Origin of the sequence: Roseomonas acroporae, from assembly GCF_023223525.1 — a bacterium.
GTDB lineage: Bacteria > Pseudomonadota > Alphaproteobacteria > Acetobacterales > Acetobacteraceae > Roseomonas_E > Roseomonas_E acroporae.
Genome location: NZ_JALPRX010000010.1, coordinates 1 through 18,904, shown reverse-complemented (window position 1 = coordinate 18,904; position 18,904 = coordinate 1). Strand labels below are relative to the sequence as shown.

The 18,904-nt window shown below is 74.4% G+C and carries 17 protein-coding genes; 13 read left to right on the top strand and 4 right to left on the bottom strand.

The genetic code is table 11. From position 1 onward, the window contains the following. Window positions 1–394 precede the first annotated feature (394 nt). The 8 genes from M0638_RS03650 (at window position 395) to M0638_RS03615 (ending at window position 7,056) form a co-directional block, all read left to right on the top strand. A complete protein-coding gene (locus tag M0638_RS03650) occupies window positions 395–910 on the top strand; it encodes a hypothetical protein (protein WP_248665602.1) in 516 nt (171 codons plus the stop codon). Next, window positions 907–1,293, top strand: coding sequence for a hypothetical protein (locus M0638_RS03645; RefSeq protein WP_248665601.1), 387 nt, complete (start codon window positions 907–909; stop codon window positions 1,291–1,293). Before M0638_RS03650 ends, M0638_RS03645 begins: the two co-directional genes overlap by 4 nt. A gap of 523 nt (window positions 1,294–1,816) precedes the next feature. Continuing rightward, on the top strand, window positions 1,817–3,067 hold the full coding sequence (locus M0638_RS03640) for an MFS transporter (protein WP_248665600.1): 1,251 nt from the start codon (window positions 1,817–1,819) through the stop codon (window positions 3,065–3,067). A gap of 182 nt (window positions 3,068–3,249) precedes the next feature. Further along, window positions 3,250–3,600: a RidA family protein gene (locus M0638_RS03635; RefSeq protein ID WP_248665599.1), complete on the top strand. Its 351-nt coding sequence runs from the start codon at window positions 3,250–3,252 to the stop codon at window positions 3,598–3,600. 548 nt (window positions 3,601–4,148) lie between these two features. Then, the gene (locus tag M0638_RS03630) at window positions 4,149–5,042 is read left to right on the top strand and encodes a CHAP domain-containing protein (protein WP_248665598.1); all 894 of its coding nucleotides are present in this window, start codon (window positions 4,149–4,151) and stop codon (window positions 5,040–5,042) included. A 213-nt stretch (window positions 5,043–5,255) separates the two neighbouring features. Beyond that, window positions 5,256–5,675 (top strand): hypothetical protein, encoded by a 420-nt coding sequence (locus M0638_RS03625; protein ID WP_248665597.1) that lies wholly within the window; start codon window positions 5,256–5,258, stop codon window positions 5,673–5,675. 83 nt (window positions 5,676–5,758) lie between these two features. Beyond that, window positions 5,759–5,974, top strand: coding sequence for a hypothetical protein (locus M0638_RS03620; RefSeq protein ID WP_248665596.1), 216 nt, complete (start codon window positions 5,759–5,761; stop codon window positions 5,972–5,974). A 212-nt stretch (window positions 5,975–6,186) separates the two neighbouring features. Continuing rightward, a complete protein-coding gene (locus M0638_RS03615) occupies window positions 6,187–7,056 on the top strand; it encodes an amidohydrolase family protein (protein ID WP_248665595.1) in 870 nt (289 codons plus the stop codon). Window positions 7,057–7,176: 120 nt separating this feature from the next. Here M0638_RS03615 and M0638_RS03610 read toward each other — a convergent pair whose 3' ends face one another. From M0638_RS03610 to M0638_RS03595, 4 genes are all read right to left on the bottom strand, one after another. Beyond that, window positions 7,177–7,623: a DNA polymerase III subunit chi gene (locus tag M0638_RS03610; RefSeq protein ID WP_248665594.1), complete on the bottom strand. Its 447-nt coding sequence runs from the start codon at window positions 7,621–7,623 to the stop codon at window positions 7,177–7,179. A gap of 4 nt (window positions 7,624–7,627) precedes the next feature. Beyond that, window positions 7,628–8,311: a trypsin-like serine peptidase gene (locus M0638_RS03605; RefSeq protein WP_248665593.1), complete on the bottom strand. Its 684-nt coding sequence runs from the start codon at window positions 8,309–8,311 to the stop codon at window positions 7,628–7,630. A gap of 244 nt (window positions 8,312–8,555) precedes the next feature. Continuing rightward, a complete protein-coding gene (locus M0638_RS03600) occupies window positions 8,556–10,040 on the bottom strand; it encodes a leucyl aminopeptidase (RefSeq protein ID WP_248665592.1) in 1,485 nt (494 codons plus the stop codon). 241 nt (window positions 10,041–10,281) lie between these two features. Continuing rightward, the gene (locus M0638_RS03595; protein ID WP_248665591.1) at window positions 10,282–12,057 is read right to left on the bottom strand and encodes an AMP-dependent synthetase/ligase; all 1,776 of its coding nucleotides are present in this window, start codon (window positions 12,055–12,057) and stop codon (window positions 10,282–10,284) included. Window positions 12,058–12,395: 338 nt separating this feature from the next. Between M0638_RS03595 and M0638_RS03590 the strand changes: the two genes are divergently transcribed. The 5 genes from M0638_RS03590 (at window position 12,396) to M0638_RS03570 (ending at window position 18,830) form a co-directional block, all read left to right on the top strand. Beyond that, the gene (locus M0638_RS03590; RefSeq protein WP_248665590.1) at window positions 12,396–14,273 is read left to right on the top strand and encodes a M3 family oligoendopeptidase; all 1,878 of its coding nucleotides are present in this window, start codon (window positions 12,396–12,398) and stop codon (window positions 14,271–14,273) included. A gap of 5 nt (window positions 14,274–14,278) precedes the next feature. Next, window positions 14,279–15,637: an ABC1 kinase family protein gene (locus M0638_RS03585; RefSeq protein WP_248665589.1), complete on the top strand. Its 1,359-nt coding sequence runs from the start codon at window positions 14,279–14,281 to the stop codon at window positions 15,635–15,637. 167 nt (window positions 15,638–15,804) lie between these two features. After that, a complete protein-coding gene (locus M0638_RS03580) occupies window positions 15,805–16,986 on the top strand; it encodes a Re/Si-specific NAD(P)(+) transhydrogenase subunit alpha (RefSeq protein ID WP_248665588.1) in 1,182 nt (393 codons plus the stop codon). Between the two features lie 22 nt (window positions 16,987–17,008). Then, the gene (locus M0638_RS03575) at window positions 17,009–17,413 is read left to right on the top strand and encodes an NAD(P) transhydrogenase subunit alpha (protein ID WP_248665587.1); all 405 of its coding nucleotides are present in this window, start codon (window positions 17,009–17,011) and stop codon (window positions 17,411–17,413) included. A gap of 7 nt (window positions 17,414–17,420) precedes the next feature. Further along, window positions 17,421–18,830, top strand: a complete 1,410-nt coding sequence (locus M0638_RS03570; RefSeq protein WP_248665586.1) for an NAD(P)(+) transhydrogenase (Re/Si-specific) subunit beta — start codon at window positions 17,421–17,423, stop codon at window positions 18,828–18,830. Window positions 18,831–18,904: the final 74 nt, after the last annotated feature.

The following is an 18,904-nucleotide window of genomic DNA, read 5'->3' as shown; positions in this document are numbered from 1 at the left end:
ACCGGAAGTATCGACCTCGTCACCCTAAAGAACCGGGTTACGTGACGCGACGTTGATCGCCCGTTCCCCTCCCGCCACCCGGCGCGACGGGCGCCCCGGGGCTGCGGCGCGTGCCCCGGCCGCGCCGCCCCTGCCGCCGCGGGCCGGGTGGGGCCGATGGGCCGTCCCGTTCTCCCCCTGGTCTCCGACCACCAGCCGCCGCTCCATCCATTGGCCCCACCCCCACTGGCTCCACCCATCGGCCCCACCCGGCCGGCAGTCCCCTGTCCGGCGCCCTGCGCCGGACAGCCCGTCGGCGCGCCCGGGCTGGCCCCGTCTGGTGTACCGGGGCCGGCGACGCCACATTGCCGGCATGCCAGTCCGACCCGGTGCGCCCGCGCGCGAGCCGATCCGCGTGGCGCGCTCTGCCGAGGGCGCGCTGACCTACGCCATCCCCCTGCCTCCCGACGCCATGCCGCCGGTCCGGGCGCGCGACCTGCTGCTCGCCTGGGACGCGGCGCGTGCCGCCGCCTCGGCGCAGCGCTGGGGACCGCCGCGCCGGCTGGTGTTCCGCCTGCCCGACGGCGACGCCGCCGAGATCGCCATCGTCGACGAGGATGCGCGCTGCTGGGCCGAGGCGGTGGACGACCTTGCCGGCCTGGACACCCCGGCCGGGCTCGCCCTCTGCCTGCGCCTGCTGGCGCTGGTCGAGGTGATGAGTCGGGCCGCCTGGCTCGCCGGCCTGTTCGACCTGACCGCGGGCGGCGGCATCGAGCTGCACCCCGCCCTGCTGCGCGCCGCCGCCGAGCTGCCGCTCGACCCGGCCGCCCGGTTCGACGAGTCGGCGCTGCGCCACCTCCTGTCCCGCCGCCTGCCTTCGGCCGCGCCCGCTGCCGCGCGGCCCACCCCGATCTCCGGAGCCTCCGCATGAGACCCACCGCGCTGCTGGCGAGCCTGATCGCGCTGCCGCTGATCCAGGCCTGCGCGCCGCCGCCGCCGATCGACGCCACGTCGCGCGAACCGCGCCAGAGCATCGCCGACGCCTGCCGCGACGCCGCCACCCGGGTCGTGGTGCGGCGCGACCGCGGCGAGCTGCTGCGCGAGGAGGAGGCCGGTGCCCGCCTCGGCACGCTCAACTACCAGGGTGCCAACCTGCGCGCCGAGACCGACCGGCTCGGCCGGCTGCATCAGCGCGACCAGCTGATGGCGGACTGCGTGCGGGCCAACACGGCCGCCCCGGGCGCCGGCGCCGCCGGCACGGCATCGGCCCTTCCCCGTCCCGCCCCGCCACCCGCCACCACCGGCGGCAATTGATGCCGGCCCGCACGGGTCCCGACCCGTGCGGGCCGGTATCGCGCGCGGGGTTGGTGGAGCGGTCGCGCGCCGCACCGGCGGCTCCTGCGGGTCCGCCTCCGCGCGGCCCCGCAGGAGGGTCGCGGCGGCGTCCCGCCGATCCGGCCGGGACCATGGCCCCCCTCCACGCCACAGGATGGTTCCGGGGCGAATCCCCCCTTCCCCGCGAACGGTCCGGTACGCCGCCGTGCGGGCCGGCACGCGCCGCCACCCCGCCCCCGCCTCCGCCCGGCTTCCGCGATGGCGGCGGGCGCGGTAACCGGGGGTTGGGCCGGCCGCCGGGCAGGGCGGTGGCCGCAGGGAAGGCGCGGGGGAAACATGACCAGAAAGCAACCGGGCACGCCGCATCGCGGCGGGGAAGTCGTGCGGACCCGCCGGGGCGCTCCGGTCCCGCCGCCCGTCGCCACCCCGGCCGGCCGCGCCCGGCGGCCGCGCCCGGCCGGATGCCGCCGCCACGGCACCGCACGCTGACCGGCGCCAGGCCTTGCCCGTCCCCGGCGCGCTCGGCCGCGCCCTCTCCCATCGCAACGCCCGCGTCTTCTTCGGTGCCTCGCTCACCGCCTGGACCGGGCTGTGGATGCACAACATCGCCGTCGCCTGGCTGGCCTGGGAGCTGACGCGCTCCGCCTTCTGGGTCGGCGTGGTGGCGTTCAGCGACCTCTTTCCCGCCGTGGTGGCGAGCCCCTTCGCCGGCGCCATCGCGGACCGGGTGGACCGGGTGCGCCTGACCATGTCCACCCAGGGCGCCACGGCGCTGCAGGCCACGCTGGTCGCCGGGCTCACCCTTTCCGGGCTGATGCGGATCGAGTGGCTGATCGTGCTGCAACTGCTCGGCGGCGTGGCGCAGAGCTTCTCGCAGCCGGCGCGGCAGAGCCTGCTGCCGGGGCTCGTGCCGCCCGCCGACCTGCCGGCGGCGATCGCCTGCAACAGCCTCTGCTTCAACGTGGCGCGCTTCGTCGGCCCGGCCGTGGCGGGACCGCTGATCGCCTTCTACGGCGTGGTGCCGGCCATCGCCTGCAACGCCGCCGCGCACCTGCTGGCGGCCGCCAGCATGCCGCTGATGCGGGTGGAGCCGGCGGCGCGGCGCGGCCATCCGGTGCACGGCTCGCTGCTCGGCGAGGTGGCGGAGGGGCTGCGGCACACGGCGCGCCATCCCGGCATCGGGCCGCTGCTGCTCTACGCCGCGCTGATGGCCACGCTGCTGCGCGGGGTGCAGGAGATCCTGCCGCCCTTCGTCGAGCGGCTGTTCGGCCGCGGCGCCGAGTCGCTGGCGCTGCTCACCGGCTGCATCGGGCTCGGCGCGCTGGCGGCGGGGCTCTGGGTGGCGCAGCGCGGGCGCCTCGCCGGCACGACCCGGCTCGCGGTCGGCGCGGCGGCGGTGCAGGCGGTGGCGACGGCGGGCTTCGCCGCCACGGGCTGGTTCCCGCTCGGCCTCGCCTGCGCGGCACTCTACGGCGCGATGGGCTCGATCCACGGCATCTGCACCCAGACCCTGGTGCAGAGCGCCTCGGACCCGGCCATGCGCGGCCGCATCCTCAGCCTCTGGGGCATCATCATCCGCGGCTGCCCGGCGCTCGGGGCGATCGTGCTCGGGGCGCTGGGCGAGCGTTTCGGGCTGCGCGTGCCGACCATCGCCTTCGCGCTGCTGGCGCTGCTGGTCTTCGCCTGGCGGCTGCGCCGGCTGCCGGCGGTGGCGGCGACTCTGGAGACGCCGCGCGCGGCGAGCACCGCCTGAGCGGCGCCACCGGCCCACGGGCCGGACGCGAAGGGCTGGACGCGACAGGCCTATCGGCACCGGGCGAACGCCCCGCCCGTCGCGCGGCGGGGCGTGCGCCCCGGTTCATGCGGGGCCTGGGTCATGTACGCCCGGCCGGGAAATGCTCTAGAAGCGCCACCGCGCAGAGGAGCATCGACGCGATGAGCAAGATCAACCGTCAGAACACCAACGCCATCCTGTCCAACTCGGTGGAGTACCACAATTTCGTCTACCTCGCCGGCATGACCGCCGACGACCTGTCGCAGGACGTGTCCGGCCAGACCAAGCAGGTGCTCGACAAGATCGACGCCGCGCTGGAGGCGAACGGCACCGACAACACCCGCCTGCTTTCCGCCCAGATCTGGCTGAAGGACATCCGCGACCGCGACGCCATGAACAAGCTGTGGACGGCGTGGCTGCCGGCGGGCGGCGCCCCGGCCCGCGCCTGCGTGCAGGCCAACATGGCGGACCCGCGGCACCTCGTGGAGATCATGATCACCGCCTGCCGCTGACGCCGCACCGCGGAAGCCGAGGCTTCCGCGGACAGAGGCATCGCCTGCGGGGCCGGCGCGACGCCCTCGCGCCGGACGCGCGGCCCCTGCCCTGCCGCCGGCCGGCATGGCGCCCGCCCCGCCCCCCCGGGCACGCACCCGGGCACGCCTCCGGTCACGCCCCCGGGCACGACCGGACGGCGATCCAAACGCCCGCGATGCGGAGCCGGCGAACCGATCGAGGCGCGTCCCGATCCCGCGCGGCGCCGTTCCGGGTGGCCGCAACGCGCGGAAAACGGCCGAATCCCGCCATTGTGCCGCGTCCCGTCCTCCCCCCGCGACCTGTGGCTCCAGCGCCGCAACAGTGTGACCCGGCCAACGATCTCGCCGAACTCTAGGAATAAGCTCCCTATTTCGGCGTGTTTCAGAAGGACTTCCAGGCAAATCACGCTTCGTTTCGGGCCGAAACGCCGGACGGCGTTGCCGGTCGCCGGCCCCACGGCTAACGGAAATGCGAGCGCGGTCGTTCACCGGCCCGTGACTGTGTTGGTTGGGCAACGGGGGATTGCATGCGGGTTACGCTCCGGACGACGATGCTGGCGACGGTCTGCGGCTGCATGGCGATGGCGTCGTTGCCCGCCGAGGCCCGAAGCGACCGCACCGCATCGCGCCACGGCGCGCCGCAGGCCAGCGCCGCCCGGCACGCCACGCCGCAGGCCAGCGCCGCGCGCGCCGGCCGGGTGAACTGGGGGCTCGGCCAGGGGGCGGGCCAGTCGCGTCAGGCCGGGCTCATGCCGGGCTTCCGCTACGTGGCCTTCGGCAGCACGGCGCTCGCCAGCACCGCCACCACCGCCGACGATGCCGGCAGCGTCTATTCCGGCCGCCGCTACAGCCGCTTCGGCGGCATCTCCTGCGTGCCCTATGCCCGCCAGATCACCGGCATGGCGATCAGCGGCAACGCCCACGCCTGGTGGGGCAACGCGGCCGGCACCTACGCGCGCGGCCAGCGACCGGAGCCGGGCTCGGTGCTTTCCTTCCGTTCCTCGGGCGGCATGCGCCTCGGCCATGTCGGCGTGGTGGAGCGGGTGGTCGGGCCGCGCGAGATCCTGCTCGACCATGCCAACTGGACCAGCCGCGGCGCCATCTCGCGCGGCGTCAGCGTGGTGGACGTCTCCGAGCGCAACGACTGGACCGCGGTGCGCGTCCAGATCGGCAACCGCGACGATTTCGGCCGCGTCTATCCGACCAACGGCTTCATCTACAACCGCCCCGACAACGGCGTGCTGCTGGCCAACACCCCCGCCGCGGGCGGGATGTCGCTGGCCTCGGCCCACGCCGCGACGCCGGTGGTGATGGCGCGCGGCCGCTACGCGACCCGCTTCGAGGAGGTCGCCGAGGCCCCGCCGCTGCTGCTCCGCAACACCGGCGTCAGCGTCGTGTCGCAGGCCGGCAGCCGCCGCTGAGCGATTCCCCGGGGGAAGTTCCCGGAACGCATCCCGGAACCGACCCGCGGGACGCGGCCGGCCGCGCCGCCCTGCGGAACCGGTCGTTCCCGCCCACCAAGCCATCCTGACGCGGCGGCGGCCGACCGGCCGCGCGGAAGCGCCTTGCCCCGGCGCACCCCCTCCCGGCCGCCCCCATTGCGGCCTCACGAGGCGCATGCCATCTCGATCGGCATGCCAACTCCCTCGCCGGCCCGCGCGCTGCGGTGCCTCCTCCTCCTCGCACCGCTGGCGCTGGCCGCCTGCGCCACCTCGCAGGAATTCGATCGCCAGGCCGCTTCCTGGATCGGCCAGCGCGAAGGCGACCTGGTGGCGGCCTACGGCGTGCCGAGCCGAGTCCACGAGGCCGACGGCCGGCGCTTCCTGCAGTACGAGCGGCGCCGCTTCATCCCCGGCGATCCGGGCTTCTCCACCGTCGGCTTCTACGGCCGTGGCTTCGGGCCGGGTTGGGGCTGGGGCTGGGGCGGCTTCCCGCCGCGTGTCGCCAGCTGCGACCTGACCTTCGAGCTGCGCGGCGACCGCGTGGTCGGCTTCAGCCGACGCGGCGACGACTGCCTTGCGATCCCGCCCCCGTCGCCGCCACCGCCACGTTGAACGACGCTTCAGTTGCAAATGATTCGCAATATCTAATAAGCTCCGATCCGCCACAGGCCGATGGCGAGGGCAGGAGCGAGCGCATGGAGAGGCTTCACTCGGTGGGTACCGCGACCCTGGTCGCGCTGATGGCAGCCCATCGCCGCGATCTGCGCGCCCGGCGCGTCGCCGATGCGGCGGACAGCCCGAGGCGCGGCGCCCCGGCGCGGCGCCACGCCGACATGTCCCGTCCGGCCGGCCACGGGCTGGCGCCGGAAACACCCTTCGCGGCCGGCGCGCGGCAGGCCCCGCGCGATTGACAGCCTGCCATCGGGGCGAAACCATCCTCCCCGAACGATGACGGGGCGTTTCCGGCGGGGCGAGGACCCCGCGCGGCGCGACCCCGCCGGCGCTGGGGGGGGGTGCAGCCCCACGCGGCGGAACCGGACGGGTCGGGCCCAGGCTGCGGCGCGCGCGTCCGGACCGATCCGTCGTCGCGGTGCCGCCGGCCCGCCGTGACGGAGAAGCCGCCATGACCAGACCCTGCCTGCCGCCCCGCGACCTCCCCTCCACGCCCGGCTGGCGCGCCCCGCCCGGCAGCACCGACTGCCATTTCCACATCAACGGCCCCTACGACCGTTATCCGCTCGACGCCGGCCGCTCCTACACCCCGCCCGAGGCGCTGGTGCCGCAGTACCGGCGCATGGCGGAGATCCTCGGCCTCGATCGCCACGTCGTGGTGCAGCCCAGCGTCTTCGGCACCGACAACCGCTGCACGCTCGACTCGCTCGACCTGCTCGGCCGCGCCGACAGCCGCGCCATCGTGGTGATCGACGAGGGCATCGACGACGCCGCGCTGCGCGACATGGCCGGGCGCGGCGCGGTCGGCGTGCGCTTCAACGCCGTCAGCGGCAACGGCACGCCGCTCGCGCAGCTCGACGCCCTGGCGCGCCGGCTGGCACCGCTCGGCTGGCACATCCAGATCTACGCGCGAGGGGAGCAGCTCATCGGGCTGGCGCCGGCGCTGCAGCGGCTGCCGGTGCCCGTCGTGCTGGACCACATGGGCGGGGTGCAGAGCAGCCGCGGCGTGGCGAGCCCGGAATTCCGCGCCCTGCTCGGGCTGCTGGAGAGCGGCAGGGCGTGGGTGAAGCTCTCCGGCTACCGCTCCTCCTCGCAGGGCCACCCCTACACCGACGTCGCCCCCATGGCGCGGGCGCTGCTGGCGGCGGCACCGGAGCGCTGCGTCTGGGGCACGGACTGGCCGCACCCCAACCTGTACGGAGACACGCCGATGCCCGATGACGGCGAGCTGCTCGACCGGCTCGGCGAATGGGCGCCGACCGAGGCGCTGCGGCGTCAGGTCCTGGTGGAGAACCCGGCCCGGCTCTACGGCTTCGCGTAGGCCCGGGAAGGTCCGGGGCGGGTCCGGGAGCGTATTCGCTCGGCGGCCCGGAAAATGCGCCGGATCGAAGGCGGGAGCCGCGCCGGCCTGATGCGGTCAGGCCGGAACGGCTCCAGGCGCCTACGCCTTCTTCTCCCATCCCCGCGGCCCCTGCTGCCAGTAGGTCAGGCTGTGCCCCGCCGCCTTGCCGGCCTGCCAGCGGCGCCGCGCCGCCGCCACCGCCTGCTCGTCGCCGCCGTCGAACAGGTCCAGCACGCGGCCATAGGCATCGAGCCCCGCGCTCTCCGCCCCGTCCACCAGGAACAGGAAGCCGGCGCCGTTCGGGTTCTCGTCCGTGTCGGTCAGCCAGATCGGCTGCATCGCGGCGTGGCCCATGGCACGGCTGCCGTGCGGCAGCCAGTCGGGGTCGGTGGAGAGCCACAGCGAGGCATCCAGCGCCTTGACCCGCTCGGGCGAGCCGCACAGCACCACCGCCCGGCCGCCCGTGTCGAGCACCCGACCGAGCAGGCGCGGCAGGGCCCGCTCCAGCGGCGTGCGGGTCAGGTGGTAGAAGCCGATCTCGGCCATGGCGTCAGCGCCCCGGCCCGCCCGGCGGCGGTGCCGGGGGGAGGCCCCCAGGAAGGCCCCCGGGAAGGCCCAAGGAGAGGCCGGGAATGGCGTCTGCCGGGATCGCCAGCCCGCCCGCTCCGCCGGCCATGGCCCGCACCTGCAACCCGGCGACGCGCCAGGCGCCGTCCTCGCGCACCAGCAGCGGCGCGCCGCTGCTGCCCCGCGTCGCGGCGCAGTCGTGGCGCAGCATGGTGTCGCCCGGCGACGCGCCGCGCACCGGGCCGAGCACGCGGCAGCCGGAATCGGCCAGCAGCACCTCGTTGCGGTCCTGCTCGTAGCCGCCCAGCGCGGCGGCGGTGCCGGGAGCGGGCGAGGCGGCGGGGCGGAGCGCCAGCGCCTCGCCGCCGAGCGGCGATTCGAGCGTCAGCAGCGCCCAGTCCGCCGCCGGCGGGCCGCCGGCCTCCGGATCGAAGCGCGACGAGACGGCGAAGGCGCGCGCGCGGGCATGCGCCGTCCAGTCGCCGCGCGCATAGCCGAGCAGCACGTTGACGGAGCCCGGCCGCACCAGCCGCCGCGTCGTCCGGCCGACCAGGCAGTGCGCGGCGGTCAGCACCAGGCGCGGCGCCAGCAGCACGCCGGTGCAGCGGCCGCCGAGGCCGGTCTGCACCCGCGCCAGCGACCGCCAGGGGGCCGCGGTGGAATCCACCGGGCGGCGGGCCTCGGTCGCGCCGAGCCCGGGCAGCGCGGCCGCATCGGGCGGCGCGGCCGGGGCGGGGACCGGAGCGGCCAGGGCGGGCACGACCAGGGCGAGGACGACCAGGGCGAGGACAGCCAGGGCGGGGGCAGCCAGGACGGGCCCGGCGAGGCGCAGCGCCGGCCGGATGGCGGGCCGGTCGGCGCGGCGGGGCGCCGGCCGGCGCCGCGCCCGCGCCGACCGGCGGACCGGCGGCTCAGCCTTCCAGATGGTCGGCCACCCACTGGTTCAGCAGGCGCACGCCGAAGGCCGTGGCGCCCTTCGGCGTGGTCGGGTGGTCCTTGGTGGCCCAGGCGGTGCCGGCGATGTCGAGATGCGCCCAGGGGGTGCGCGCGCCGGCCTTGCCGCCGACGAAGCGCTGGATGAACTGCGCCGCGCTGATGCTGCCGCCCGGCCGGCCGCCGACGTTCTTCATGTCGGCGATCTCGGAGCGGATCTGCTTGTCGTAGGCGTCGCCGAGCGGCATGCGCCACAGCGTCTCGCCGGTGGCGCGGCCGGCGGCCTGCAATTCGGTGGCCAGTGCGTCGTCGTTGGAGAACAGGCCGGCATGCTCGTTGCCGAGCGCGATGATGATGGCGCCGGTCAGCGTCGCGAGGTCGACGATGGCGCGCGGCTGGAAGCGCTCCTCGCCGTACCAGATCACGTCGGCGAGGACGAGGCGGCCCTCGGCGTCGGTGTTGATGACCTCGACGGTCTGGCCGGACATGGTGGTCACCACGTCGCCCGGGCGCTGCGCGTTGCCGGAGGGCATGTTCTCGACCAGCCCGACGAGGCCGACCGCGTCCACCTTCGCCTGCCGCCCGGCCAGCGCCGCCATCAGGCCGATCACCGTGCCGGCGCCGGCCATGTCGTACTTCATGTCCTCCATGCCGGCGGCGGGCTTGATCGAGATGCCGCCCGTGTCGAAGGTGACGCCCTTGCCGACGAAGGCCACGGGCTTCCCGCCCTGGCCGCCGGCGCCCTTCCACTGCATCACGACGAGGCGCGGCTCGTTCAGCGAGCCCTGCGCCACGCCGAGCAGCGCGCCCATGCCGAGGCGCTTCATCGCCTCGGGGCCCAGCACCTCCACCTCGACGCCGAGCCTCTCCAGCGCCCGGCAGCGATCGGCCAGCTCGGCCGGGTTGAGCACGTTGGGCGGCTCGGAGACGAGGTCGCGGGTCAGGTGCACGCCGTGGGCGACGGGGCGGCGCGTGCCCCAGGCGGAATCGGCAGCGGCGCGGTCGGCGACGGCGATGCCGAGGCGGACGAGCTTGGGCTTGTCCTCATCCTTCTCGCGCGTGCGGTAGCGGTCGAAGCGGTAGGCGCGCAGCGCGGCGCCGAGGGCGAGGTCGGCGGCCTGGGCGGGGGTGAGCGCCTCGGCGGCGACCAGCACCTCGCGCTCCTGCGCCACGTGCGGCACCAGCATGCCGCCGGCCGCGACGGCGTCGATCGCCTCCGGCTTGCCGAGGCCGATCGCGACCACCTTGGTCAGGCTGCCCTCGCGCAGGCCCGGGCCCCAGATGGTGGCGCTCTGCCCCTTGCGCCCCCTGAAGCCGGCGGCCTGGAGGGCGCGCGTCACCGCGCCGCCGCTCGCCTCGTCCAGGGCGCGGTGCAACTCGGAAGGCGCCGCGTCCTCGGCCGCCGGCAGCACCAGCGCGCCGGCGCGCGGCAGGGCGGGATCGAGGAAGCTGACATCGAGCATGGTGGCAATCCGCGGTGATGGTCGGGGCCGGCCACACTACCACCCGGGGCGCGGGGCGCCAGGGGCGTGGGCCAGCCGACGGGCCGTGGACCGGCGATGCGGCCGGGGCGCGGGACCGGGGAGGCGGGGCGAGCGGCGCAGGAGGCGAGCGGTGCGGGCGGGCGGTGCGGGCGGGAGTCCGGCGGCATGGCCGCGACGGGCGGCCGCCCCTCCCCCCTCCCCCGGCGGCGGGAGGCGCGGCTCAGCGCCGCAGCGCCTCCAGCGTCGCCGCGTGATGCGCCAGCACCGCCCGTCGCTTGACCTTCTGGGTCGGGGTCAGCAGCCCCTCCTCCAGCGTGAAGGGCGGCACGACGGCCCAGTGGCGGATGCGCTCGATGCCGGAAAGCCGGCGGTTCACCCGCTGCACCGTGGCCTCCACCTTCTCCGCCATGTCCTCGGCCGGCACCAGCAGGGCGGAGATGCCGGCCTGCCCGTCGCCCGCCACCACGGCCTGGGCGATCTCGGGCTCGGCCATCAGCAGCCCCTCGAGCCGGGCCGGCGAGACCATGTCGCCGCCCAGCGTCTTGATGATGTCGCGCTTGCGGTCGGTGATCCGGATGTAGCCGTCCTCGATCGTGCCCACGTCGCCGGTATGCAGCCAGACGGGGCCGTCCGGGTCGTCCTCGGACGGGCGCAGCGCCGCGGCCGTGGCCCCGGGCTGGCCCCAGTAGCCGTCCATCACGAGGTCGCCGCGCAGCAGCAGCTCGCCGTCCGGGGCGATGCGGACCGTCACGCCCTCCAGCGGCGGGCCGACCGTCTCGCGGCGGATGTCCCAGGGCGGGTTGACGCTGACCACCGGCCCCGCCTCCGTCTGGCCGTAGCCCTGCAGCACCGGCAGGCCGAGGGCGAGGAAGAAGCCGGCGAGGTCGGGATCGAGCCGCGCCCCGCCGGACACCATGGCGACGAGCCGGCCGCCGAAGCGCTCGCGCACCGCGCGGCGGACCAGCCGGTCCAGCACCGCGTCCTCGATCCGGGCCAGCGGCCCGAGCTTCGGCCCGTCCATCCGGCGCAGGCCGAGCGTCACGGCGCGGTCGAACAGGGTGCGGCGGATGGGGGAAAGCTTCTCGCGCTGGGCCAGCAGCCGGCCGCGCAGCAGCTCGAAGACGCGGGGCACGGCGGTGACGATGGCGGGTCGGATCTCGCGGAACTCGCTGGCGAGGCGGTCGGCGCCGCGGCTGTAGACCACCTCGACGCCGAGGGTGGGCAGCAGGAAGCCGACCGTGTGCTCGTAGGCGTGCGAGAGCGGCAGGAAGGAGAGGTACGCCTCGCCTTCCAGGTGCAGCTGTTCCGTGATGCGGGCGACGCCCTCGCGATTGGCCAGCATGGCCCGGTGCGGCAGCATCACCCCGCGCGGCGCCCCGCCCGTGCCGGAGGTGTAGACGAGGCAGGCGAGCTGCCCCGGCGCGATGCGGTGCGTCTCCTGCTCCAGCGCGGCGCCGTCGCAGGGCGTCGCGACGGCCTCCGCCCAGCCATGGGTGCGGATGCCCGGCAGCCCGGGCGGCGGATCCATGCCGAGCAGCAGGTCCAGCCCTTCCGCCTGCGCCGCCGCCTCGGCCACCTTCCGCGCGAGCGCCGGGGTGGAGACCACCGCGACCCGGGCGCCGGAATCACGCAGGATGTGCGCGTGGTCGGCGACGGTGTTGGTGGTGTAGGTCGGCACCGTGACGGCGCCGATCGCCATGATCGCGGTGTCGGCGATCGGGAATTCCGGCCGGCTCTCCGAGACGATCAGCACCCGGTCGCCCGGCATGACCCCCTGCGCGCGCAGCCAGGCGGCGACCGCGGCCGCGCCATGGGCGAACGCCGCCCAGCGCAGCCGCTGCCAGGCACCGTCGCGCCAGTAGCGCAGCATCGGCCGGTCGGCGCGCTGCCGTGCCTGCTGGAACAGCAGCGCCGGCAGGCTGGGGTACGAAACGGGCACCGGCTGCCCCGGCCGGACCCTGCCGGCCGGCGCCCGTGCGATCGCTGCATCCGCCATGTTCTGGTTCCGCTCCCGGGGCAGGCGCCGCCGCGCCCGGCCCCGGGGGCGGGCGTGACGGCGGGGCACAACTACCCGCCCGGCCCCGGCCCGGCCAAGAGCGGAGACTCGCCGGCAGCCCCGTTCGTCGTGCGGGCAGGTGGCGGCCGGACGGGAGCGGCGGCAGCCGCCATGCCGGTCCGGCGCCCTGCCGGGCGGCGCGTTCCCGCGCTCCGGCACCGCGACGGCGCCCCCGGCTCCGCGCCGGCGCCGAAGCGGCGTAGGATGGGCGCGCCCGCGACGTCCCGGGCGATCGGCGGCTTGGCCGCAACCCGCCACCACTTATATGGACAGGCACGATGTCCAGAATTGCCCCGACCGACGCCCCGCTTCCCCTCCTGCCCCGCCCGGACCACGCGCCGCCGCTCGACGCCGGCGCCCCCGACACCGCCGGGGCGGCCGACGCCCTGCCGGCCTGGGACCTGTCCGACCTCTATGCCGGGACGGAGGATCCGAACCTCGCCGCCGATCTCGACCGCGCCGAGGCGGCCGCCAGGACCTTCGCCGCGACCTATTCCGGCAAGCTCGCCGCGCTCTCGGGCGACGCGCTGGCGCACGCCATCGCCGAGTACGAGCGCATCGAGGAGCGGCTGGGCCGCGCGAACAGCTTCGCCGACCTCACCTTCTCCGGCGACGCCGGCGACCCGGCGAACGGGCGCTTCTACCAGACGGTGCGCGAGCGCATCACCGGCATCTCCTCCTACCTGCTGTTCTTCACCCTGGAGCTGAACCGGCTGGAGGAGGCGGAGCTGGAGGCGAAGTTCGCCTCGCCCGCGCTGGCGCGCTGGCGCCCCTGGCTGCGCGACCTGCGCGTCTTCCGCCCGCACCAGCTCTCGGACGAGGCGGAGCGGCTGCTGCACGAGAAGTCGGTGACCGGCCGCGCCGCCTGGAGCCGCCTGTTCGACGAGACCATCGCCGGCATGACCGTACCGGTGGCGGGGCCGGAGGGACGCAAGGACCTCACCGTCTCCGACGCGCTGAACCGCATGTCGGACCGCGACCGCGCGGTGCGCGAGGCGGCGGCGAAGGGCGTCGCCGAGGCGTTCGGCAGCCGGGTGCGGCTGTTCTCGCTCATCACCAACACGCTGGCCAAGGACAAGGAGATCACCGACGGCTGGCGCCGCTACCCGCGCCCCGGCAGTTCGCGCAACCGCGCCAACATGGTCGAGGACGAGGTGGTGGACGCGCTGGTCGAGGCGGTGGTGGCGAGCTACCCGCGCCTCTCGCACCGCTACTACGGGCTCAAGGCGAAGTGGCTCGGCCTGCCGAAGCTCCAGCACTGGGACCGCAACGCGCCGCTGCCGGACCAGGACGATGCCGTCATCCCCTGGCCCGAGGCGGTGGACCGGGTGCTGACCGCCTATTCGGCCTTCTCGCCGGAGCTGGGCGCGATCGGCCGGCGCTTCTTCGACAACCCCTGGATCGACGCCCGCCTGCGCCCCGGCAAGGCCTCGGGCGCCTTCGCGCACCCGACCGTGCCCTCGGTCCACCCCTACCTGCTGCTGAACTACCACGGCAAGTCGCGCGACGTGATGACGCTGGCGCACGAGCTGGGCCACGGCGTGCACCAGATCCTGGCGGCGAAGCAGGGCTACCTGATGTCCGGCACGCCGCTGACGCTGGCCGAGACGGCGAGCGTGTTCGGCGAGATGCTGACCTTCCGCGCCGTGCTCGACGCCGAGACCGATCCGCGCCGCCGCCGCGCCATGCTGGCGGCCAAGGTCGAGGACATGCTGAACACGGTGGTGCGCCAGATCGCCTTCTACCGCTTCGAGACGATCCTGCACGGCGAGCGGGCCAAGGGCGAGCTCTCGCACGAGCGCCTCGCCGAGATCTGGATGCAGGTGCAGACGGAAAGCCTCGGCCCGGCCTTCGAGTTCACGCCGGACTACGGCGTGTTCTGGTCCTACATCCCGCACTTCGTCCACTCGCCCTTCTACGTCTACGCCTACGCCTTCGGGGACTGCCTGGTGAACGCGCTCTACGGCGTGTTCCGCGAGGGCGGCGACGCCGGCTTCCAGGCGAAGTACCTCGACCTGCTGCGCGCCGGCGGCACGATGCGGCACAGGGAATTGCTGGCCCCGTTCGGGCTGGACGCTTCCGATCCCGCCTTCTGGAACAAGGGCCTCGACGTGATCGCGGGCTTCATCGACGAGCTGGAAGAAGGGCAAGGCTGAACTTCATGGCGGATCGCGAGAGCACGCTGTTCGGCGAGATCCGCCGCATGGCCCGCACCTCCGGCGCGGTCGGCGGCATCGCCGCCCGCGTCGCCGGGCAGCGCTTCCTCGGGCTGAAGACCGACAAGGCGGCGCATGCCGAGGACCTGAAGGCCATCCTGGGCGGGCTGAAGGGCCCGCTGATGAAGGTGGCGCAGATCCTGACCACCATCCCGGACGCGCTGCCGGCCGAGTACGCAGCCGAGCTGGCGCAGCTCCAGGCCAACGCCCCGCCCATGGGCTGGGCCTTCGTGCGCCGGCGCATGCAGAGCGAGATGGGCCCCGCCTGGCAGTCGAAGTTCCGCGAATTCGGGCAGGAGGCGGCGGCGGCGGCGAGCCTCGGGCAGGTGCACCGCGCGACCCTGCCGGACGGGCGCGTCGTCGCCTGCAAGCTGCAATACCCGGACATGCCGAGCGTGGTGGAGGCCGACCTGCGGCAGCTCCGCCTCGCCATGAGCCTCTATCACCGCATCGACAGCGCCATCCAGCACGACGACGTGTACGAGGAGCTGTCGGAGCGGCTGCGCGAGGAGCTGGACTACCTGCGCGAGGCCGCGCAGATGCGCCTCTACGGCATCATGCTGCGGGGCGAGCCGAGCGTCAGCGTGCCGGTGCCGGTCGAGGGCTACTGCACGAGGCGGCTGCTGACCATGCAGTGGCTGGACGGGCGCGCCCTGCAGGCCCGCCTCGACGAGGACCCGCCGCAGGAGGAGCGGAACGACTACGCCCGCGCCCTGTTCCGCGCCTGGTACGTGCCCTTCTACCGCTACGGCGTGATCCATGGCGACCCGCACATGGGCAACTACCAGATCCGCACCGACGATGCCGGGCACGGCGTGAACCTGCTCGACTACGGCGCCATCCGCGTCTTCCCGGCGCGCTTCGTGCGCGGCACCATCATGCTCTACGAGGCGGTGCGCGACGGCGACAAGGACAAGGCGCACGCGGCCTACGAATCCTGGGGCTTCACCGGGCTCTCGCGCGAGAAGATGGAGGTGCTGAACCTCTGGGCGCACTTCCTCTACGAGCCGCTGCTGCAGGACCGCCCGCGCCGCATCCAGGAGAGCGACGACCCCGCCTATGGCCGCAAGGTGGCCGAGCAGGTGCATGCCGGGCTGAAGCGCACCGGCGGGGTGCGGCCGCCGCGGGAATTCGTGCTGATGGACCGCGCCGCGGTCGGCCTCGGCAGCGTGTTCCTGCGCCTCAAGGCCGAGGTGAACTGGTACCGGCTGGTGCACGAGCTGATCGAGGAGTTCGACGAGGCCGAGGTGGCGGCGCGGCAGGCGGCGGCGCTGCGCGAGGCGGGGGTGCCGGGGGCGGCCTAGACGGCGGCCCCTACGACAACCCGCCGGGACGGCCGGCGGAGCGGGCACGGGTGGTCGCCCCGACGTTCCCGGACCGGTACGGCCCGGCCGCCACCCCGTCACGCGCCCGCTTGCCCTCCCCTGACCCTTCTTGCATGTTCCGCCCCTGTTTCGGGGGAAATCGGGCCATGCGGCTGGCAGTTCTGAAGGAAAGGCGCGCGGGCGAGACCCGCGTCGCGGCGACGCCGGAGACCGTCAAGAAATTCCTCGCCCTCGGCGTCACCGCCGTCGCGGTCGAGACGGGCGCCGGCATGGCATCGGGCATCCCCGATGCCGCCTACAGGGAGGCCGGGGCCGAGATCGCCCCCGATGCCGCTGCCGCCCTGGCCGGGGCGAACATCGTCCTCAAGGTCCGGGCGCCGCTGGCCGCCGGCGAGGGGGAGCTCGACGAACTGTCGCTGATCCCGAAGGGCGCGCTGCTGATCGGCACGCTGGAGCCCTTCGCCGCCAGCGACGCCCCCGGGGGCCGCGCCGCCGCCTATGCCGCCGCCGGCATCGACGCCGCCTCCATGGAACTGCTGCCACGCATCACCCGCGCCCAGTCCATGGACGTGCTCTCCTCCCAGGCCAACCTCGCCGGCTACCGCGCGGTGCTGGAAGGGGCGACGGCCTACGACAAGGGCTTCCCCATGCTGATGACGGCGGCCGGCACCATCCCGGCCGCCAACGTGTTCGTCATGGGCGCGGGCGTCGCCGGCCTGCAGGCGATCGCGACGGCGCGGCGCCTCGGCGGCCGCGTCTCGGCGACCGACGTGCGCGCGGCGGCCAAGGAGGAGATCAGGTCCCTCGGCGCCAGCTTCGTCGGCGTGGACGATGCCGAGATGGCCTCGGCCCAGACCGCCGGCGGCTACGCCAAGGAGATGTCGGAGGACTACAAGCGCCGGCAGGCCGAGGTGATCGCCGCCGCCATCGCCAAGGCCGACGTGGTGGTCTGCACCGCGCTGGTGCAGGGCCGCAAGGCGCCGACCCTGGTGAACGACGCCATGGTCGCCTCGATGAAGCCGGGCAGCGTGATCGTCGACATCGCCGCCGATGCCGGCGGCAACTGCACCGCGACGGTGCCGGGCGAGGCGATCACCACCGCGAACGGGGTGAAGGTGCTCGGCTGGCGCAACTGGCCCGGCCGCATCCCCGCCGCCGCGAGCAGCCTCTACGCGCGCAACCTGCTGACCTTCCTGACCACCTTCTGGGACAAGGAGGCCAGGGCGCCGAAGCTGCCGCCGGAGGACGAGATCGTGCGCGGCGTAACCCTCACGCGCGGGGGCGCCGTGGTGCATCCGCAGCTCGCTCCGGCCGCCGCCGCCGCCTGACCCGACCCTTGGGAAACGTCCGATGAACCCGACCGATCTGGCCAACCAGGCCCAGGCGACGGCCGAGCGCGCCCTCGCCCTCGCCGCCCAGGCGCGCATGGCCGCCGAGGCGCATGTCGCGGGCATCGCGCCCGTCGCCGCCGCCGCCGAGCCCTTCCTGCTCCTGCTGACGATCTTCCTGCTCGCCTGCTTCGTCGGCTACTACGTGGTTTGGAACGTCACGCCGGCGCTGCACTCGCCGCTGATGGGCGTGACCAACGCCATCTCCTCGGTGATCGTGGTGGGCGCGATCCTCGCCACCGGCATCGCCGAGAGCGGCATCGCCATGGCCTTCGGCTTCGTCGCCGCCGTCCTCGCCTCGGTGAACATCTTCGGCGGCTTCATCGTCACGCGGCGCATGCTCGCCATGTTCAAGCGCAAGGGCTGAGCCGACGATGAGCGCCACCCTCTCGACCCTGGCCTACCTCGTCGCCTCGGTCCTCTTCATCTTCGCCCTGCGCGGCCTCTCGCATCCCGAGACCAGCCGGCGCGGCAACATGTTCGGCATGGTCGGCATGGCGATCGCGGTGGTCGCGACGCTGCTGCGCCCGGGCATGTCGGGCACCGGCATCGGGCTGGTGCTGCTGGCCATCGCCATCGGCGGCAGCATCGGCGCCATGCTGGCGCTGCGCATCCAGATGACGGCGCTGCCGCAGCTCGTCGCCGGCTTCCACTCGCTGGTCGGCCTCTCGGCGGTCTGCGTCGCGGCGGCGGCCTTCTACGCCCCGGAGAGCTTCGGCATCGGCACGCCGGGCCACATCCACGGCGGCTCGCTGGTCGAGATGTCGCTCGGCCTCGCCATCGGCGCCGTCACCTTCTCGGGCTCGCTGATCGCCTTCGCCAAGCTCCAGGCGCTGATGAGCGGCGCGCCGATCCTGTTCAAGGGCCAGCACCTGCTGAACGCGGCGCTCGGCATCCTGCTGGTGGTGCTGGTGATCGCCTTCGTGGCGACCGGCAGCGCCGGGCTGTTCTGGCTGATCGCGATCCTGGCCTTCGCGCTGGGCTTCCTGCTGATCATCCCGATCGGCGGCGCCGACATGCCGGTCGTCGTCTCGATGCTGAACAGCTACTCGGGCTGGGCGGCGGCGGGCATCGGCTTCACCCTGCAGAACCTGCTGCTGATCATCACCGGCGCGCTGGTCGGCGCCTCGGGCGCGATCCTGTCCTACATCATGTGCAAGGGCATGAACCGCTCGATCCTGAACGTGCTGCTCGGCGGCTTCGGCACCGATGCCGGCGGCGCGTCGGCTTCGGGCGGGGCGGCCAAGGAGCAGCGGCCGGTCAAGGCGGGCAGCCCCGAGGATGCCGCCTACATCATGAAGAACGCCGGCAAGATCATCATCGTCCCCGGCTACGGCATGGCGGTCGCGCAGGCGCAGCAGGTGGTGCGCGAGATGGCCGACCTGCTCAAGAAGGAGGGCGCGACGGTGGAGTACGCCATCCACCCCGTCGCCGGCCGCATGCCCGGCCACATGAACGTGCTGCTGGCCGAGGCCAACGTGCCCTACGACGACGTGAAGGAGCTGGAGGAGATCAACCCGGAATTCGCCGAGGCCGACGTCGCCTACGTGATCGGCGCCAACGACGTCACCAACCCGGCGGCCAAGACGGACAAGTCGAGCCCGATCTACGGCATGCCGATCCTGGACGTGGACAAGGCCAAGACCGTGTTCTTCGTCAAGCGCGGCATGTCGAGCGGCTATGCCGGCGTGGAGAACGAGCTGTTCTTCCGCGACAACACCATGATGCTCTTCGGCGACGCCAAGAAGGTGACGCAGGAGATCGTCCAGGCGCTGCAGCGGTGAGACGCGGCGCGGCCCGGGCCTTCCCGACCCGGGCCGCGCCCCCCTGCCGTGCCCCCTGCCGCACCGAGGCGGCC

Excerpts from the sequence above, each read along its gene's own strand:
- M0638_RS03570 (WP_248665586.1), top strand. The coding sequence starts at position 17,421 with ATGAGCGCCACCCTCTCGACCCTGGCCTACCTCGTCGCCTCGGTCCTC.
- M0638_RS03610 (WP_248665594.1), bottom strand. The coding sequence starts at position 7,623 with ATGGCCGAGATCGGCTTCTACCACCTGACCCGCACGCCGCTGGAGCGG.
- M0638_RS03625 (WP_248665597.1), top strand. The coding sequence starts at position 5,256 with ATGCCAACTCCCTCGCCGGCCCGCGCGCTGCGGTGCCTCCTCCTCCTC.
- M0638_RS03595 (WP_248665591.1), bottom strand. The coding sequence starts at position 12,057 with ATGGCGGATGCAGCGATCGCACGGGCGCCGGCCGGCAGGGTCCGGCCG.
- M0638_RS03630 (WP_248665598.1), top strand. The coding sequence starts at position 4,149 with ATGCGGGTTACGCTCCGGACGACGATGCTGGCGACGGTCTGCGGCTGC.
- M0638_RS03620 (WP_248665596.1), top strand. The coding sequence starts at position 5,759 with ATGGAGAGGCTTCACTCGGTGGGTACCGCGACCCTGGTCGCGCTGATG.
- M0638_RS03645 (WP_248665601.1), top strand. The coding sequence starts at position 907 with ATGAGACCCACCGCGCTGCTGGCGAGCCTGATCGCGCTGCCGCTGATC.
- M0638_RS03600 (WP_248665592.1), bottom strand. The coding sequence starts at position 10,040 with ATGCTCGATGTCAGCTTCCTCGATCCCGCCCTGCCGCGCGCCGGCGCG.
- M0638_RS03580 (WP_248665588.1), top strand. The coding sequence starts at position 15,805 with ATGCGGCTGGCAGTTCTGAAGGAAAGGCGCGCGGGCGAGACCCGCGTC.
- M0638_RS03590 (WP_248665590.1), top strand. The coding sequence starts at position 12,396 with ATGTCCAGAATTGCCCCGACCGACGCCCCGCTTCCCCTCCTGCCCCGC.
- M0638_RS03575 (WP_248665587.1), top strand. The coding sequence starts at position 17,009 with ATGAACCCGACCGATCTGGCCAACCAGGCCCAGGCGACGGCCGAGCGC.
- M0638_RS03585 (WP_248665589.1), top strand. The coding sequence starts at position 14,279 with ATGGCGGATCGCGAGAGCACGCTGTTCGGCGAGATCCGCCGCATGGCC.
- M0638_RS03615 (WP_248665595.1), top strand. The coding sequence starts at position 6,187 with ATGACCAGACCCTGCCTGCCGCCCCGCGACCTCCCCTCCACGCCCGGC.
- M0638_RS03635 (WP_248665599.1), top strand. The coding sequence starts at position 3,250 with ATGAGCAAGATCAACCGTCAGAACACCAACGCCATCCTGTCCAACTCG.